This is a genomic window from Corynebacterium sp. 1103A (genome assembly GCF_055700955.1).
This window is the reverse complement of record NZ_JASTTF010000013.1, coordinates 26,856-43,494: the sequence shown is the minus strand read 5'-3', so window position 1 is coordinate 43,494 and position 16,639 is coordinate 26,856. Positions and strand designations below refer to the sequence as shown.

The 16,639-nt window shown below is 65.8% G+C and carries 16 protein-coding genes; 9 read left to right on the top strand and 7 right to left on the bottom strand.

All coding sequences use genetic code 11. The features are described 5' to 3' along the window. Genes QQS52_RS09405 through QQS52_RS09390 form a run of 4 tightly spaced genes read left to right on the top strand, consistent with a single transcriptional unit; the run spans position 1 to position 3,571 of the window. Positions 1-357, top strand: coding sequence for a DMT family transporter (locus QQS52_RS09405; protein ID WP_472773616.1), 357 nt, complete (start codon positions 1-3; stop codon positions 355-357). After that, positions 354-671: a DMT family transporter gene (locus tag QQS52_RS09400; RefSeq protein WP_472773615.1), complete on the top strand. Its 318-nt coding sequence runs from the start codon at positions 354-356 to the stop codon at positions 669-671. The genes QQS52_RS09405 and QQS52_RS09400 overlap by 4 nt, the downstream gene beginning before the upstream one ends. 60 nt (positions 672-731) lie before the next feature. Beyond that, complete coding sequence (locus QQS52_RS09395) at positions 732-2,666, top strand: M13 family metallopeptidase (RefSeq protein WP_472773614.1); 1,935 nt, start codon at positions 732-734, stop codon at positions 2,664-2,666. A 2-nt stretch (positions 2,667-2,668) separates the two neighbouring features. After that, positions 2,669-3,571 (top strand): alpha/beta hydrolase, encoded by a 903-nt coding sequence (locus QQS52_RS09390; RefSeq protein WP_472773613.1) that lies wholly within the window; start codon positions 2,669-2,671, stop codon positions 3,569-3,571. A gap of 213 nt (positions 3,572-3,784) precedes the next feature. Here the strand turns inward: QQS52_RS09390 and QQS52_RS09385 are convergent, their stop codons facing one another. Both QQS52_RS09385 and QQS52_RS09380 read right to left on the bottom strand, forming a co-directional pair. Then, complete coding sequence (locus QQS52_RS09385) at positions 3,785-7,243, bottom strand: arabinosyltransferase domain-containing protein (protein WP_472773612.1); 3,459 nt, start codon at positions 7,241-7,243, stop codon at positions 3,785-3,787. A 58-nt stretch (positions 7,244-7,301) separates the two neighbouring features. Then, positions 7,302-9,284, bottom strand: coding sequence for a galactan 5-O-arabinofuranosyltransferase (locus tag QQS52_RS09380; RefSeq protein ID WP_472773611.1), 1,983 nt, complete (start codon positions 9,282-9,284; stop codon positions 7,302-7,304). Between the two features lie 150 nt (positions 9,285-9,434). On the opposite strand from QQS52_RS09380, the gene QQS52_RS09375 reads away from it, so the two are divergent. Next, positions 9,435-9,770, top strand: coding sequence for a hypothetical protein (locus QQS52_RS09375; RefSeq protein WP_472773610.1), 336 nt, complete (start codon positions 9,435-9,437; stop codon positions 9,768-9,770). Here QQS52_RS09375 and QQS52_RS09370 read toward each other — a convergent pair. From QQS52_RS09370 to QQS52_RS09360, 3 genes are all read right to left on the bottom strand, one after another. Continuing rightward, positions 9,767-10,525, bottom strand: coding sequence for a decaprenylphospho-beta-D-erythro-pentofuranosid-2-ulose 2-reductase (locus QQS52_RS09370; protein WP_472773609.1), 759 nt, complete (start codon positions 10,523-10,525; stop codon positions 9,767-9,769). The two genes, QQS52_RS09375 and QQS52_RS09370, sit on opposite strands and share 4 nt — an antisense overlap. 12 nt (positions 10,526-10,537) lie before the next feature. Then, the gene (locus QQS52_RS09365; RefSeq protein ID WP_472773608.1) at positions 10,538-11,953 is read right to left on the bottom strand and encodes an FAD-binding oxidoreductase; all 1,416 of its coding nucleotides are present in this window, start codon (positions 11,951-11,953) and stop codon (positions 10,538-10,540) included. A 161-nt stretch (positions 11,954-12,114) separates the two neighbouring features. Continuing rightward, on the bottom strand, positions 12,115-12,390 hold the full coding sequence (locus QQS52_RS09360) for a hypothetical protein (RefSeq protein ID WP_472773607.1): 276 nt from the start codon (positions 12,388-12,390) through the stop codon (positions 12,115-12,117). A gap of 33 nt (positions 12,391-12,423) precedes the next feature. Between QQS52_RS09360 and QQS52_RS09355 the strand changes: the two genes are divergently transcribed. From QQS52_RS09355 to QQS52_RS09340, 4 genes are read left to right on the top strand one after another with little or no spacing between them, the layout of a single operon-like run. Beyond that, positions 12,424-12,918 carry a hypothetical protein gene (locus QQS52_RS09355; protein ID WP_472773606.1) on the top strand — a complete coding sequence of 165 codons (495 nt, stop codon included), beginning with the start codon at positions 12,424-12,426 and terminating at the stop codon, positions 12,916-12,918. 57 nt (positions 12,919-12,975) lie between these two features. Continuing rightward, complete coding sequence (locus tag QQS52_RS09350) at positions 12,976-13,878, top strand: hypothetical protein (RefSeq protein WP_472773605.1); 903 nt, start codon at positions 12,976-12,978, stop codon at positions 13,876-13,878. A 49-nt stretch (positions 13,879-13,927) separates the two neighbouring features. After that, on the top strand, positions 13,928-14,344 hold the full coding sequence (locus QQS52_RS09345) for a GtrA family protein (RefSeq protein ID WP_472773648.1): 417 nt from the start codon (positions 13,928-13,930) through the stop codon (positions 14,342-14,344). Positions 14,345-14,363: 19 nt separating this feature from the next. Then, positions 14,364-14,840: a GtrA family protein gene (locus QQS52_RS09340; RefSeq protein ID WP_472773604.1), complete on the top strand. Its 477-nt coding sequence runs from the start codon at positions 14,364-14,366 to the stop codon at positions 14,838-14,840. Between the two features lie 25 nt (positions 14,841-14,865). Here QQS52_RS09340 and glfT1 read toward each other — a convergent pair whose 3' ends face one another. Together glfT1 and wzt are read right to left on the bottom strand one after the other, a co-directional pair. Then, entirely contained in the window at positions 14,866-15,777 is a 912-nt protein-coding gene (gene glfT1 / locus QQS52_RS09335) for a galactofuranosyltransferase GlfT1 (protein ID WP_472773603.1), read from the bottom strand. 55 nt (positions 15,778-15,832) lie between these two features. Further along, positions 15,833-16,633 carry a galactan export ABC transporter ATP-binding subunit Wzt/RfbE gene (wzt, locus tag QQS52_RS09330; protein WP_472773602.1) on the bottom strand — a complete coding sequence of 267 codons (801 nt, stop codon included), beginning with the start codon at positions 16,631-16,633 and terminating at the stop codon, positions 15,833-15,835. Positions 16,634-16,639 lie beyond the last annotated feature (6 nt).

Here is a 16,639-nt window from a genome sequence, read left to right as displayed (position 1 = left end):
TTGCGCGCTGGGTTTTTCCTCCTGCTGGCCATCGCCAGCGAAGTGGTCGCCACCTTAGGGCTGAAGATCGCCCTGGATCATCCGTGGGTCTACGCGGTGGTGGTGGCCGGTTATGTCGCGGCCTTCGCACTGCTGCATAGGGTCCTCAAGCTGGGCATGGCCATCGGGGTGGCCTACGGCATGTGGGCCGCCGGCGGGGTAGTGGCCACCGCCGCGTTGTCGGCGGTGTTGTTCGGGGAGACGTTGACCTGGTTGAAGATGATTGGCATGGCGCTCATCGTGACCGGTGTCGCCTGCGTGGAGATGGGCGTTAGGCCGCGGCCGAAGGCGTCCCCCGTGGAGGTGGATCCGGCATGACCTGGACGTATATCATTCTCGCGGTCCTCTGCGAGGTCGCCGGCACGATGAGCCTGCGGATGTCCGCGGTGCGCGGCGGGCGCTGGTGGCTGATGGCCGTTTTGGCCGGCTATGTCGCGGCCTACGTCTTTTTGTCCCTGGCCCTGCTGGAAGGAATGGCCTTAGGCGTGGCCTACGGGATCTGGTCCGCAGTGGGCGTAGCGCTGACGGCGGTGCTGTCTTTCCTCTTTTTCAAAGAGCCCTTCACTTGGCTGAAATCCCTGGGCGTGGCGCTGATTATCGGCGGGGTGCTGCTGGTGGAGATAGGGGCTTAATTAGACGGTGGCACCGGTGGGGTCGTCGCTAGTCTGTTAACTCGCTTAAGCTGGGTAGGTATGAAAGACCTTTACCAGTTTGTCAATGGACCTTGGCTCGGCGCACACGTCATCCCGGACGATCGCGGCGTGGACGGTACGTTCCACGGCCTGCGCGATGAGGCCGAGGAGATGGTGCACCAGATCGTGCAAAGCGACGACTCCCGCCCGGGCGCGCTTTACACCTCCTTCATGGACGTCGACGGCGTCAACGGCGCCGGCCTCGCCCCGTTGGATAAGGACCTAGACCGCCTGGCCGTCGAGGACATGGACGCCCTGGCGGAAGTCCTGGGCCAGCTCGAGCGCGAGGGCGTGGGCGCCCCGGTGACCTTCTGGGTGGAAAAGGATTCCGGCTCCGAGGACGCCGTCCCTTACCTCATCCAGTCGGGCCTGGGCCTGCCGGACGAGGCCTACTACCGCGAGGAGGCGCATGCGGACACCCTGCGCGCCTATACCGAGCACGTGGCCCAGATGCTGGGCTTTTTGGATCCGGTCCGCCTCTTCGGCCTCGGCGCGGAGGTCGCCGCGCAGCGCGTGGTGCAGCTGGAGACCGACATTGCCGCCGGCCACTGGGACGTGGTCGCCACTCGCAACGCGGTGGAGACCTACAACCCGGTCGAGCTGAAGGACGTGCCCCGGGTGGCGCAGACCATCGTGCGCGCCGGGGGAATCAAGGACGGCCGCGTGGTCTCCATGATGCCGTCCTACTTCGACCACCTGGCCGGACTGTTTACCGAGGACCGGATCGCCGACTGGCAGCTGTGGGCCACCTGGCACATCCTGCTCTCCCGCGCCGCCCTGCTGCCGGAGAAGGTGGGGGCGAAGAACTTCGAGTTCTACGGTACCCGCCTGTCCGGCGCCACCCAGCAGCGCGACCGCTGGAAGCGCGCGGTCGGCCTGGCGGAGAGCTTCGTGGGCCAGGAGATCGGCCGTGCCTTCGTGGACAAGCACTTCCCGGCGTCGTCCAAGCGGGAGATGGACGAGCTGGTGGACTACCTCATCGCCGCCTACCGCGAGCGGATTAGCACCCTGGAGTGGATGACCCCGGCCACCCGCGAGCGGGCGCTGGAGAAGCTGGGCCAGTTCAAGGCGAAGATCGGCTACCCGGATACCTGGCGCGACTACGGGGACTTAAGCTTTAGCCCTGCGGGCGCCGACCTGGTGGACAACGCGCGGCGCGGCGCGGCCTTCTCCCACGACTACGAGCTGTCCAAGGTGGGCAAGCCGGCCGACCGCGACGAGTGGGTCACTACCCCGCAGACCGTTAACGCTTTCTACAACCCGGTGGTCAACGACATCACCTTCCCGGCGGCCATCCTGCGCCCACCGTTCTACAACCCGGAGGCGGACGCCGCGGAGAACTTCGGTGCTATCGGCGCGGTCATCGGCCACGAGATCGGCCACGGCTTCGACGACCAGGGCTCGCAGTACGACGGGCTGGGTAACCTGAACTCCTGGTGGACGGATGAGGACCGCGCCGCGTTTGAGAAGCTCACCGCCAAGCTGGTGGAGCAGTTCGACGGCCAGGTGCCCACGGTGCTGAAGGACAACGCGATCGAGTCCTTAGGCGTCAACGGCAAGTTCACCCTGGGTGAGAACATCGGCGACCTGGGCGGCCTGGGCATCGCCGTGGTGGCGTACCAAAACTACTGCCGCGACAAGGGCATCGATCCGCATCAGAACCTCGCCCCCTTTGAGGTCGAAGGCGCCGAGCCGGAGCTCTACGAGCAGAACTACTCCGGCTTGCAGCGCCTGTTCCTGGCCTGGGCCCGCGTCTGGCGCACCGCCATCCGCCCGGAGATGGCCACCCAGTACCTGGCCATCGACCCGCACTCCCCGGCGGAGTTCCGCTGTAACCTGATCGCCGCCAACGTCGCGGAGCTCTACGAAGCTTTCGACGTCCCGGTCGATTCCCCGATGTACGTCGCCCCCGAGCAGCGCGTGACCATCTGGTAGTTATGAGCACTCCGGATAACGCGCGCCCCCTGGAGGAGGGCCAAGAATGGTTCATCGGCGGTCAGAACCGGCAGCTGGATGACGACGCGCAGCTCGAGCAGCTGGCCTCCTATATCGACGCCCACTACGAGCTGCCGGACTTCACCCCGCCGTGGAAGGGCGGGGCGGGGGATCCGGCCCCGGCGGACAACTATTGTGCCCAGCTGCCCGACCGTGTCACTCACGCGGCCATGATGGTCCTGGGCACCGGGGTGGATCACAGCCTGCCGGGCGTAGCTTTTACCCGCGACGTGGAGCAGACCGACCCGCCCAAGCTCCCAGCCTGCCAGTTCTCCTCCACGCAGGAGACCGAGCATTCGGGCACCTGGGTGGTCAGCCTGCACTCGGGCGGCTGGTGGCGCGGTTCCGGTAGCGCCCTGGAAATGCAGTGGCGCCCAGAGGTCGCCGCCGCGGTCGGGCTGAGCGGGGCTCGCGCCGTGGACCTGGACTACCCGCTGGCTCCGCAACACACGGTCGGGCAGATGCTCGAGGCGGTAGCCAAGGCCATCGAGTACTGCCGCGCCCAGGGCGCGAACAAGGTCGTGGTCTGGGGCTATTCCTCCGGCGCCGCACTGGCCGCACTCGCCGCCCCGCTTGCCGATGCCCTCGTGCTCACCTTCCCGGACTTCGGCGCCCTGGCGGCCCTGCCGGACGAGCTCCGCGCAGGACACGAGCTCCCCGAGCAGGAGAGCTGGCCGTCAACCTTCCTCCAGCTCGCCCGGCAGGACGAGGTCGCCGCCCACCCGGACGTTAAGGCCAGCCACATCACCACCCGAGACTACGCCGGCCGGCACCGCTTCCAGACCCCGACCGTTATGCGCCAGCGCATCCGTGACGTGGCGGAGTTTTTCCGCGGGGTGAGCTAACGGAATTAGCTTTCCTGGGTAGCAGGTGCGACATCCATGGTCCGGCCATAGAGTTTCACCTGCTTCGCGTTGTCCGGGATGACGAACGCCCGGTAGATGCGGGACTTCTCGCCCACGGTGACCCTTCTGCTGCGCTGGTGCTTGTTCGTTAACCAAGCGTCTAAAGAAATAACCCGCCTCAGCCGGGGATTTAGCTGAGGCGGGTGCGGAGGGTTATTCTTCGCCCTCGGGGCGGACATTCATCTCGGAGTTCTTCCACCAGCCGGAACGGGTGATGTCTTCCAGATTGATGTTGGCCTTATCCGGGGCGATGCCCGCGGAGTTGGTGCGTAACTCGTACTTGTAGATGGAGCCCCAGTCGCGGTCCCAATCATCGTTGAGGTAGCTGGGGATTTCGTAGGAGTAGTTCACGGCCTCCGAGGTGGACATGGCGCCGCCACCGCTGAAGGACTGGAAGTCGGTCAGGGAGGTCTGCGCCGGAGCGTCCGGCAGGATCCGGAATTCCGGAATCTCGGTCACGCCGGCGTAGTGATCGAAGGTGCGCTGGCAGGGGAACTGCAAAGCGGTGGACCAGTCCAGCAGGGCTGGGCGGGAGTTGTCGAAGCGCGAGGTCATGCTGGTCAGCTCCGGCACGCGGGGTGGGGTCACGGCGACCCAGTCGTCCTCGTTGGTGGAGTCGTCCACGGCGACGATGCGCACGACGTTGGCCTCGTCCGGGATGTCAGCCAGCGGGTAACGCAGGTTGCGCCACTTCGGGGTGGCGCCGACGTCCATCATCTCAATCTCACCGGTGTTGGAGACACGACCGGTCTCGTCCGCGGTGCCGTATTCGAGGGTGACGTCCATGCCCTCCTGCTCCACGCCGTTGACGTCGTGGTGGTGGATCTTGCCGGCCACGCCGACGGTGATCAGCGGGGAGTTTTCCTTCTCCTCCGGCAGGTTAAACCACTTGGTGGTTAGCTTCGCGGTCGAGTTCTGGCCCTCGTTGTAGGAGCCTAAGACCGGCACCTGGTTGTAGTCGAAGTTGAACGGCAGGTGCTTGACCGAGCCGTTGACGCCCGTGGTGTCGCGGGAGCCGCCCTCGGAGGCGCCGGATTCCTCGGCTGCCTTGCTGGCGGAGTCCTTGTGGCTGGAGTCCTCGGAGTCGTCTGAACCGGTAGCGTCCGAGTCGGAGACGTCCCCGCCGTCGGAACGGTTGCCGCCGGAGGTGGCGGAACCGGCCGAGCCGGAGTCACCGATAGCGCCGACCGAGGCGGAGTTCTGCGCCTCCGGCTCGATATCTTCCGGGATGCCGTTGGGGTCGAAGCCGTAGTTGTCCTTATCCGGATCGGTCAAGGAGTCACCCAAGTCGCCGTCCATCGGGGTGAGGAAGGCGTCGTTGGTATTGGTCTCGATCATCGCTTCATCCGACAGCGAGCAGGTCTTGCCCGCCAGGGCCTGGGTGTTGCCCTTGCCCACGCTGTAGGCCGGGTACTGGTCGACATAGGCCTTGGCGAAGGAGGTCACGGAGATGCCCACCATGAACGCGCAGGCCAGCGCGATAGGCGCCGACATGACGCCGGCCCAACGGGACACCCGGGCGGCCTCTTGGTGCTCGAATTCGTCGGTGGCGCCGGCGGCCTCGGCTTTCGCTTTGCGCGAGTTGTGGCGGAAGGACTGCCAGATGCCGATCCCTAAGAGGATCAGCCCGATGGCCAGCAACACGGTGTTGGCCTCGATGGCCCGGAACTGGATGGTGCGGTCCCACCACGGCACGCCGAAGGAGGAGACATACCACCAGGCGTTCCAGCCGGCGGTGGAGAAGGCCAGCAGGATGACCACAGCGGCCAGGGAGAAGGTCCTCGCCCGCGGCGACTTCAGCGCGATCTGGGACAAGACCACCGCGCCGAGCGCGGCGATTACGCCGGCCACCCCAGCGTAGATGCCGAAGTGGTGGGTCCACTTTGTCGGGGTGAACAGCAGGAAGAACATGGACATGGCCACGATGAGCAACAGGCGCCGGGTGATGTCCTGCGGCGCGCCTGCCACGCGGTGGTCCTTGATGTAGGCGTAGATGATGAGCACCAAACAGAACAGCATGGTGAACATGGCGAAGCGGCGGGTCATGGAGCCGTCTACGGACTGCTGGAACAGCGTGGAGTAGCGCACGTACTCGGAGTACCACGGCAGCGCCGGGCCGACCTCGGAGCGCACACGAATGGATTCCATCACCGCGGCCAGGGTTTGGTCGCCAAAGACGGCCACGAAGATCGCCGTACCGGAGGCTAGGAAGGGAGCGATCATGCTCAGCCAGCCGGTGGCTCCACCGCCCAGCAGCGGCAGGCGCTCGCGCATGATCTTGAACAGCTGCGGCAGGCAAACCAGGAACACGCCGACGGCGAACAGGCCGGTCGGGCCCGCGCCCAGGGTCAGTGGGGCGGCGATGGTGCCCACGGCCGCGGGCAGCAGGCGGCGCGTGGCGATGGCGCGCTCGAAGGAAGCCCAGGTGAAAATTACGCCGAGCGCGATGACCGGTTCCGGGCGGACACCGTTGTTGTACGGCAGCCAGAAGGCCAGGAACATCAATGCCGCAGTCCAGTGGGCCACGCGGCGCGAGTCAATCAGCTCGCCGAAGCGGGGGAGTAGCTCGCGCGAGAGGATGAACCAGATGAGAAACGCGGAGACCAGCGCGGGCAGGCGCATGAAGACGGAGGTCGCGGAAATCTGGGACAGGAAGGCCACCAGGTCGTAGTACGGGGAACCGAACGGTGATTCCGGCACGCCGTACCAGCGGTAGTAGTTGGCCATGTAGTCCGCGTTCTCCGAGACCCGCCCCATGGTCAGGATGAAGCCGTCGTCGGAGGTGTTGGCGCCGAAGATATGCCAGAAGATCAGCACCGCGGCGACCACGCCGTCCAGCGGGCGGATCTTCTTCCAGGACTCCGGCATGAAGCCCGGGCGCTTGCCATCCAAGCGGTCGATGCGCCACAGCGTGAACAGGCTGACCAGCACCATCGCTAGGCCGCCCCACATTGCCAGCGACTTTAACAGGGTGGGCGAAGAGGTAAACCGCGAGTTGATCTCGACCTGGACGTCAAGCCCGTCCGCGCGCAGCTGGGCGAGGTTTTCCGGGGTGTCTTCGATCTCGGAGTAGGCGCCGGTGACCTGCGGGCGCAGGTCGTCGTCATCGATCGACTGGGAGAACGGGCCCACCTCAACGGTGGTCTCGTCCTCGGTCGAGGAGATATGGATGACGTCCTTGTCGTCCAGGCGCTCCATCTGATCCGGGGTCAGGGAGAGCACGACCTCGTTCAGGGAGCTGACCGACAGGCCGAAGTCGCCCGCGTTGACGAAGAGACCGCGGTCGGTGGCCTCCTTGGAGGAGGCCGGCAGCGTGCCGAAGAGCTGGGTCTGTCCCTCGCGCAGTTGGTCGATAGCGGAGACCGGGATGTCGGCCTCCAGCTGTTCCGGCGCCAGGGAAATGAGCGGCGCGTTGACCGAGTTCAGCGAGTCGTCGCTGGGCCAACTGAACGAGGACTGGACCTGGTTGACCGGCAGCAGCGGCGTGGCGATAAACAGCACGAAGCCTACCAGGCCCGCCACGATGGCGCTAAGACGGAGCCACCCGGGGGCGGGGGAGCCGTGGCTGGTGGGTTCGGCTGGCGTATACGGAGTTGCGAGGCTATCTGACACGGCGAATAGTTTACGGCACTGCGGCTAAAACTCCATGTCGCGGCATACCTTCCGCCGGCTAATCCGTGCGGACGGCGACCACGAAGGGGCCGATCTGTTCCATCGCCCAGTGCGCCGCGTCGAAGACCGCGGAGTCGAAGAAGACGGCCCGGTAGCGCACGTTCGGCTGGTTCGGGTAGATATCTTCGGCCAGGTGGGTCTTGAAGCCGTCGGCGGAGTCTTCCAGGCTGCCGCGGAAGAGCATGGCGTCCGGCCCGCGCCAGGGGGCCGAGTCTAGGGCGTCGAGGAACTCCTCCGGGGTCTGGTCCCAGGAGTCGTTGGCCCAGGTCTCGATCTGCTTGTTGCGGGCGTCGAACTGGCCCAGCGGGTTGGCGTAGTGCGAGGTGAAGGCGTTAAAGCCCCAGTAGGGGTGGTAGGCCATGAACAGCTTTTCGTCGGTGAGCATCACGGATTCATTGGGTACTACTCCGTGCTCCTCCAGGAAACGCTGGATCTCCTGGTAGTGGCCGGAGGAGTCGCTGGTGTAGCGGTCGGCGCGCTCGCCGTAGCCGTCGGTGTCCGTGAAGGCGTGATCAATGGCGGACTCGTTTTCCTCGGGAATGCGCTGGGCGTAAAAGACCCCGCCCAGCACTAACACGGCCATGAACGCGGCGGTGATGCGGCGGTTGGTGACGGGGCTAAAGCCTTGCGGCCAGAGTTTGTCGATGCCGTGCATGCGCAGCTCGGCCAGCGCCAGGATGCCGGCGGTGGCCATGATGAGGACCACGAGGATTTCCAGGCGGAAGCCGAGCAGGGTGCTGCCCAGCAGGGTCAGCACCATCGATGCTGCGATCCACAGGTAGGCGCCGCCGAGCGCCCAGCCCAGGGTCCGGATGTCGCGGTTGTGCTGGCGCAGGAACAGGTACACCAGGCCGATGAGGCAGAGCAGCCCGATGATGGTCGGGGCCAGGAAGGGCACCGGGATCTGCGTGCCCTCTTCCGGCAGGTAGTGCTGCGCGGTGGAGTTGATGGGGACATCGGAGCGCAGCGCACCGAGGACGTACGGGCCCCAGCAGATGGCGGCCAGGGCTAGCGAGCCGACGCCGATGCAGACCAGGCGCACGATGGGCTCCCAGCGACGCTCCAGCACCGCGGTAATGATGGCCACGAAGCTCACGACGGTCAGAGAGATCGCGCCGGTGAATAGGGTGTAGAAGGAGGCCGAAGCGCTGAGGAAGAGCGCCAGGCCCAGCGTGGACAGCCAGGAACCGTCGAAGGCCCGGGAGCACAGGAGGGCCGCCGCCGGAACGCCCATCGCGATGACTGCGGAGTAGGGCTCCTCGGCACCGATGGTGAGCGTCACCGCCGTGGTGGTCAGCGCGATAGCGGTGGCTACGGGCAGGGAGCCGACCAGGCGCTGCCACAGCGGAACCAGGAGGCACCCGCACATGGCCAGGGAGATTAGCGCCCAGGGCTGGAAGACCTCCCAGCCGGGAATGCCCAGCACGTTGGCCAGGCGTCCGCCCAGCCAGAACCAGCCCATCGGGTAGAAGGTGGGCAGATCCAGGTAATTCATGTCCGCGTGCGTGGCGGTATCCGCCATCCGCGTCAGGAACTGCGTGCGGAAGACCTGGTCGACCTGGATGCCGTCCAGCCACAGGCGGCTGGCCGACAGCGGCAAGCCGATGGAGGACAGCACCAGCAGCGCCGGGGAAAGGTAGGACACGACGGTGGTCAGCCAGGCGCGCCAGCGCGGGCGCGGGCCGGCCGAGTGCTCGTCCCGGATCCAGAAAAACAGCAGGACGCCTACCACCACCAGCGTGGCGACAATACCTACCGTAGCCAGCGCGCGGGTGACCATCGAGGTCGAAAACGCCGGCAGGGACACCGAGCGGAAGACTACCCAGCCTGCCAGGGTGACCAGCCCGCCGCCCAGCGCGGCGAGCAGGATGGCCAGCAGCGCCGGCCCACGGCCGAGCTCATCGCGGTGATCGCCGAACTGGGACAGCGGACGGGCTAAGGCAGGTGTGGAAGGAGTTGTCACGGTGGACTCAGTGGACATGCTCTCTAGTTTCTCATATGGCGCGGCTCGTTCCTCATAGCGCACGCTGCGAACGGGGATACTGGCCGAGGCTGCGGATGTCGCTATACAGCGCCAGGGATCTTAGGTACGGTGATTCGCGGATACCGTGATTAGAACTAGGGAAGGACTATGAAGCGAGGATACGCAGTCGCAGCGGCGGGCGCGGTCGCGGCGGTGGCTATCGCCGTCCCCGTGGTCGGCCAGTCCTTTGGCGAAGATGAGTCGGAGTCGGTGCCCGCCCAGAAGGTGGGAGTGACCGTCGGATGTGCGGTGGAAGGCCCGGGAGCGGCCGGGGACACGCTCGTTGTGGGCTCGGTGATTGGCAACGGGCAGACAGAAAAAGAGGCCCAGCGTGACGCGGGCCTCTACGTCAGTCGTTTCGGCGATGCCGAGCAGCAGGAGTGCCGCCAGCTGCCCCGGAACGAAAGCTCCGGGGCCTACGACTCAACCGGCGAGCCGATTTAGAACGGCAGCTTCCGGAAAACCGTCTGCGGGATGAGCTTGAAGGCCAAGCTCACGTACTTGAACAGCGGGTGGACGAAGATGGCCTGCTTGCCGTCGAGGACCGCCTGCACGGTGTCCTTCGCGACGTCGGAGACGTTGACGGTCAGCGGGGCATCGCCAGCTTCGGCGGACATGCGGGTGCGGACCTGGCCGGGGCGGACCACCAGCACGTTGACGCCGTCGCCGCGCAGGGCCTCGCCCAGGTTGACGTAGAAGCCGTCCAGGCCGGCCTTGGAGGCGCCGTAGACGAAGTTGGAGCGGCGCACGCGCATGCCGGCCACCGAGGACAGCGCCACGATGGTGCCGTGGCCCTGCGCCTTAAACCGCTGGCCCAGCAGCACGCCGACGGAGACCGGCGCGGTGTAGTTGACCTGGGCAGAAGCCACGGCCTTGGCCTGGTCCTGCCACAGCTGTTCCTGATCGCCCAGGGTGCCGAAGGAAACGATGGCGACGTCGACGTCGCCGCGGGCGAAGGCGGCATCGATAACCGCCGGGTGGGAGTCGAAATCGGTGGCGTCGAATTCGATGACTTCCACGTCCGCGCCCTTGTGGGCCAGCTGAGCGCGGGCGGTCTCTAGGTGCTGGGAGCCCGGACGGGCCGCCAGGGTGACCTTGGCCGGGCCGCGGTCCAGGAATTCTTCGACGATGCCCAGGCCGATTTCGCTGGTGCCGCCGAGAAGGAGAATGTGTTGTGCTTGGCCTACTGCGTTAAGCATGAGTGTCCTTTCTTAGTGCAGCTCGAGGCGCCGCGACATATCGGAGGCGAAGACGCCGGTCGGGTCGATTTCGTTGCGGGTTTTCAGCCAGCCCTCCAGGCCGGGGTACATGCGGTGGAAGTTCTCCGCCGAGGTACGCGACTCCTTGGCCAGGTAGAGGCGGCCGCCGAATTCCATGACGCGGCGGTCCAGGTCGTCCAGGAAGGAGCCCAGGCCCTCGCGGATGGGGAAGTCCACGCAGACGTTCCAGCCCGGCATCGGGTAGGACAGTGGCGCGCGGTTGCCTTCGCCGAAGAGCTTGAAGACGTTCAGCGCGGAGTAGTGGCCGGAACGCTGCATGTCCCGGATGATCTCCTTGAACGGCTCGACCGCGTCCATGGGGACCACGAACTGGTACTGCAAAAAGCCCTTGGAGCCGTAGCCGCGGTTCCATTCGCCGATGAGATCCAGTGGCTGGTAGAACTGCGTGAGGTTCTTGACTTGGTTCCGGGCGGGAGCGCCCATCAGGTAATAGGCCTCACCGATGGCGGACAGCGTCAGCTTGTTCATGGTCCAGGACGGGAAGATGTCCGGCACGGTCATCAGCTGCGGCGCGTTGAACTTCAGCGGATCCTGCGCCAGCTTCGGCGCGAATTCCTTGAGCTGGTCCAGTGTGGCCAGGCTGCCGCGGGAGATGGTGGAGCGGCCCAGTTTCGGCTCCGGGGAGATGACGTCGAACCAGGCGGAGGAGTAGGTGTAGTTCTTCTCCGAGCCGTCCGAGTGGAAGGCGATGGTCTCTTCCAGGTTCTCGGTGCGGTCCGTGTCCGCGATGAAGTAGGCGGTCTCCGTCTTGGTCATGCGGATCTGCGCGCGCAGGATGATGCCGGTCAGGCCCATGCCGCCCACGGTGGCCCAGAACAGGGTGCCGTCCGGGTCATCGGAGCTGCCCTCCGGCTCCAGGTGGAGCACGCGGCCGTCGGCCACCAGCAGCTCCATGGAGACCACGTGGTCACCGAAGGAGCCAGCGGAGTGGTGGTTCTTGCCGTGGATGTCCGGGCCGATGGCGCCGCCGATGGTCACCTGGCGGGTGCCCGGCAGGACCGGGACCCACAGGCCGAACGGCAGGGCGGCCTTCATCAGCTGGTCCAGGGTGACGCCGCCGTCGACGTCTACGATGGCGCTGTCAGGATCGATGGAATGGATCTGGTTCAGTGCCTGCATGTCGATGACGAGGCCGCCACCGTTTTGGGCCGGGTCGCCGTAGGAACGGCCCATGCCGCGGGCGATGACGCCGCGGCGCAGATGCTGCGGGGCGTCGGCGTTGGCGTCCGCAACCTGTGCGATCGCGTTCTTGATGACATCTACATCCGGGGTGGACAGCACGTGCGCGGTGGTCGGCGCGGTGCGGCCCCAGCCGTGGAGAGACTTCTCAGTGGTGTGTAATTCCATCTTTCAACTCTTTGCTTGACGGATAGTTCAAAGTCCTAGCCTACCTAGTGCCGATCGGTATAGGTGTGAAAGCCAGCGCGGCGAGTTCGTGATATTCGGAACAAAACGGGCAGTACAACCGTATTATTTGTGCCCGGTTTCTAACTTTTCGGGAAGGAAGCCTAGAGATCCATGAGCTCGCGGATCTCGGCGGGAAGCTCCTCCTGGGAGCAGATCACCGGGCCGTCGTAGGCCTTGATGATCTCTATGACTCGGGCGCGGGAGGCCGAGTCCAACATCGGCAGCTCCTCGGCCATCAGCCGCGTTATGAACCCGTCGAAGGGAAGGTTGGTGTGCTCGGTGGCCAGAAAGTGGCCGTGGCGGTGGTCGTCCTCGTTGGTCTGGTCTTTCGCCGCCTGCTGCGCCGGGGTGAGGTGTTGCGGATCCGAAGAATACATGCGCCCAATTCTAGCCCTGCCTACAGTGGTGTCATGACTTCTACCGACCGCGAACGGACCTCCACCACGGTGAGCGCCGACAAGCAAGCAGACAATACTGACAACACTGACAACTACGCCCTGGATGACACGCTCGCCGGAAGGATTGCCCAATCGGCGTTCATCGGCGCGGTGACTGCCTACCCTGACTGGATCAAAAACCGCACCGTGCTCATCGGCGCCTACGCCCTGTCCGCCGCCGGCTTTTTGGGCCTGGTGGGCTACCTGAACGCCCAGGACGAAGACGACGAGGAATTCGGCCAGGTCCCGGACGACGCCCCGACCCTGCCCGCGTGGTCCATCGTGGCCGGCGTGGCGGTCTTCGCCCTCGGCGCGGCGCTGGACATCGCGGTCACCCGCCGGGTGGCCGACTGGCTGCGCACCCGCGGGGTCACCAAGCCGTGGACGCTGCTGGGGGCCATCGGGGCGGGGTTGACCTTCGTGGTCAGCGAGGCGGAGGCCCGGGAGATCGCCCGCCGTGCGGATTAAGGTCGGTCTCAACTGGGGCAACGGTTAGCTAGCGGCGAAAGCGCTACGCTGGGGCCTATGTCAGAGATGGCCAGCGTCACCGATATCCGCGCCGCCCGCGGCCGCGGGGATCCGCTGGTGCGCCTTGCGCGCGAGCCGCTGACGGTCATCTGCCAGGTCTCCAACGTGCGCGCCGACGCGGAGGTCCACCGCCAGATCGGCCTGAACGACGCCCTGTCCTTCCACGACCTCCACGACGTCCTCACCGTCTGCTTCGACCTGCCGGACGAGGACTCGCCCTGGCACTTTTTCGAGCACCACGACGCCCGCGGCAAGCGCATAGATCCCACCCACCAGGTTTCGGAGTTCCTGTGGCGCGTGGGCTCGCAGGTGGACTACACCTGGGGGTTGTGGGACTTTTCCCTGGTTGTCGCTGATATCTACCCGCGCGACGCGGGCTCGCCCCGGGCGTTGTGCGTGGGCGGTTCGGGTTCCTTCCCGGGCTCGAGCTTCAACCTGACTGCGGTCAATGCGTCGCTGACCGGGCAGGATACCATCGACGAGGTCCTGGAGCTGGTCACCGAAGAGGTGCGCCAGATAGTCGAGCGCACCCGGCTTTATGATTTCGTGCCGCTGCTGCAGGCGCTCGACTTGGAGCGCGAGGGGGACATCAGCCCCCAGACGCAGCGGGTGCTGGCGAGCCTGCCGCGGGAGGTGACCTCCCAGGGCAAGGACGCTTTCTGGTCCACGGTGCTGGGGCTGGCCTGCCTGTCAGGGCCCGAGGTCACCGACAGCGTCATCGAGACCACCATGAATGCCCTGGGCTGGGTAGATGACGACGGCTCTGAGCTCGCCGCCGACCAAGCCCGCCAGGTCTGCGAGGCCTCGCTGAGGGCCCTGGCGGAGATTGGCGGGCTGGGTGAGAAGAAGGCCTCCCCGGTCGAGCGCCTGGATATTTACCGCGCCCTGCTACGGCGCTGATCGTCAAGGCCGCGGGGCGCAGGCGGTAGGCTAGTGACCCGTGAATGACATGCCGGAGAACACCGAAGTCCAACGCGGATCCCTGAAACAGCAGCTGGGGCGCTTCATCGCGGTGGGCGTTTTCACCGCTGTTTTGGACTACGGGCTGACCATGGTGCTGATCGCGCTCGGCCTGCACCGCTCCGCGGCCAAGGCCTTTGGCTGGGTCTTCGGCACCATCGCCGCTTACCTGGCGAACGCGCGCTGGACCTTTGGCGCGCAGGTGACCGGCCGTACCGCCGCGACGGTGGCAGCGCTCTACGGCTGCACCTTCGCGGTGCAAAACTTGTTGTTCTGGCTGCTCAACTCGCCGCTGATGGCGCTGGGGCTGGACGGCGCGGTCAAAAATACCGTGGCATTCGTCATCGCCCAGGGCGTGGCGACGGTGACCAACTTCGTTGTCCAGCGAGTATTCGTCTTTAAATAGGAAAGCGGCGGAGAACACAGTGGCTGAGCAGGCAGACTTATCGACGATGGCGGGGCGGCTGTCCCAGTCGAACTCGCTGCGCGCTCAGTCCGCCAAGTTTATTATCACCGGCGGCATCTCTGCGGTCGTGGACCTGGGGATTACCTGGCTGCTGCAGATCGTCCTCGGCGTGCTGGGGGAGACCGGGGCGCGCTCCGTCGGCTTCGTTGCGGGCACGCTCACGGCCTACCTGCTCAACCGCAAGTGGACGTTCAACGCGCGGCCCAGCCTGCGGCGTCTGCTGGCGGTGGCAGCCACCTACGCGCTGACCTTCCTGGTCAACATCACGCTCTACCGCTGGGGATTCGGCTTCCTGGATCACAGACTGGAGTGGCCATCAACCCCGGCGCTGGTGGTGGCCTACGCCGTCTCCCAGGGCCTAGCCACCTTCGTAAACTTCTGGGTCCAACGCTGGATCATCTTCCGCTCCACGCGCAAGAGCTTCGAGGTGAACTAGGCGCTAGCTATTAGGAGCATAAGGGCTAATTCTTGGGCCGGCGGAAGTCCTCGATGCGGCCACGGTTGTGCAGCTTGAACCACTCGATAAAGCCGGCCGGGTCGCGGCGCTGGATGAGGAAGAACCATCCGAAGCGGGCGAATTCCTGCGGCAGCAGCTTGCGCATGCCGCGCTGCCACAGCAGGTAGCCGCGGTTGCGGTAGGTGAAAAAGCGCTTGAACTCGCCTTCCGGGTACTGGGTGTGCATCCGCCCGCCCAAAATCGGCTTGAACTCGTCCGAGCCGTCCGGGTGCAGGTAGGCGCAGGTCAGGGCGGTGCCGAAGGGCAGGCCCGAACCGACCAGCCGGCGGTGGTACTCGACCTCATCGCCGCGGATGAACAGGCGGTAGTCCGGCACGCCGATGACCTCCATCGCCTTGGCGGAGATCAGCGCGCCGTTGAACAGGCTGGCGATGCCGGGCAGGAAGTCGCCCTCCAGCTCGTCCAGGCGGCGGCGCCAGACCAGCCCCTGGCGCAGTGGGAATGCCAGGCGCTGCGGGTCGTCGATATTGCAGACCGCCGGGGAGACCTCCGCCAGGTGGTGGTCTTCTGCCACGCGGTAGAGAGTTTCCAGCACGGAGTGGGCGGCTGGCCGGCCGTCGTCGTCGGCGCACCAGATGGCGTCCGCGCCCAGGGACAGCGCGGTCAAAAAGCCCAGAGCGAAGCCGCCGGCCCCGCCCAGGTTGGTTTCCGAGGGCACGTAGACCGCGCGCTCGCCCGCGAGCTCGTCGAGGGAGTCGCGCACGGCGTCTTCTGCCCCGTTGTCCACCACGATCACCCAGTCGACCGGGTGGGTCTGGTTGACCACCTGATCCAGCGATAGGCGCAGCAGCTCGGCGCGCTGGTGGGTGACGATGACGGCGGCGGTGGTGCCGGAGGAATGCAAGGTGGCAGTCATGTGCTCTATTGTGCCACCGGCGGGGTGCCGGCCCGGCTACTGACACCCAGCGGAACTAGGATTGCCCGTCCTCGCTTTCGAAGCGCTTGCGCAGGTCGCGGACGTATTCGCCCACCTCGGGACCCTCGTAGTCGGCCACCACGTCGGCGACCTCGCCGGCCGAGCGGATTTCGCCGTGGTCGATCCACAGGGCGGTGTTGCACAGCTGCGCCAAGAAGTCGTTGGAGTGGGACGCGAAGACCAGGATGCCGGAGCGCTTGACCAGCTCCTCCAAGCGGACACGCGCCTTGGCCATGAAGGCGGCATCGACGGCGCCGATGCCCTCGTCCAGCAGGAGGATCTCCGGCTCGATGGAGGTGACCACGCCCAAGGCCAGGCGCACGCGCATGCCGGTGGAATAGGTGCGCAGCGGCATGGACAGGTAGTCGCCCAGCTCGGAGAACTCCGCGATCTCATCCATCTTCTTTTTCATCTGCTTGATGGTCTGGCCCAGGAACAGGCCGCGGATGATGATGTTGTCGTAGCCGGAGACCTCCGGGTCCATGCCCACGCCTAGGTCGAAGACGGGCGCGACGAGGCCGCGCACGTCGGAAGAGCCCCGGGTGGGCTCGTAGATGTCGGACAGGAGGCGTAGCAGCGTGGATTTGCCGGCGCCGTTGTGGCCGACCAGGCCGACGCGGTCGCCCTCCCGCAGGTGCAGGTTGATGTCCTTTAGGGCCTCGACCACCACGGTGTTGTCCGAGTTCTTGCCGATGGCGCCGCCGGCGGAGGAGAGCACTGCCTTCTTTAAGGAGCGGGACTTCGCGTCGAAGATGGGGAAGTCCACGCAGGCGTTGTAAGTATCGATAGAAACCATAGTTGG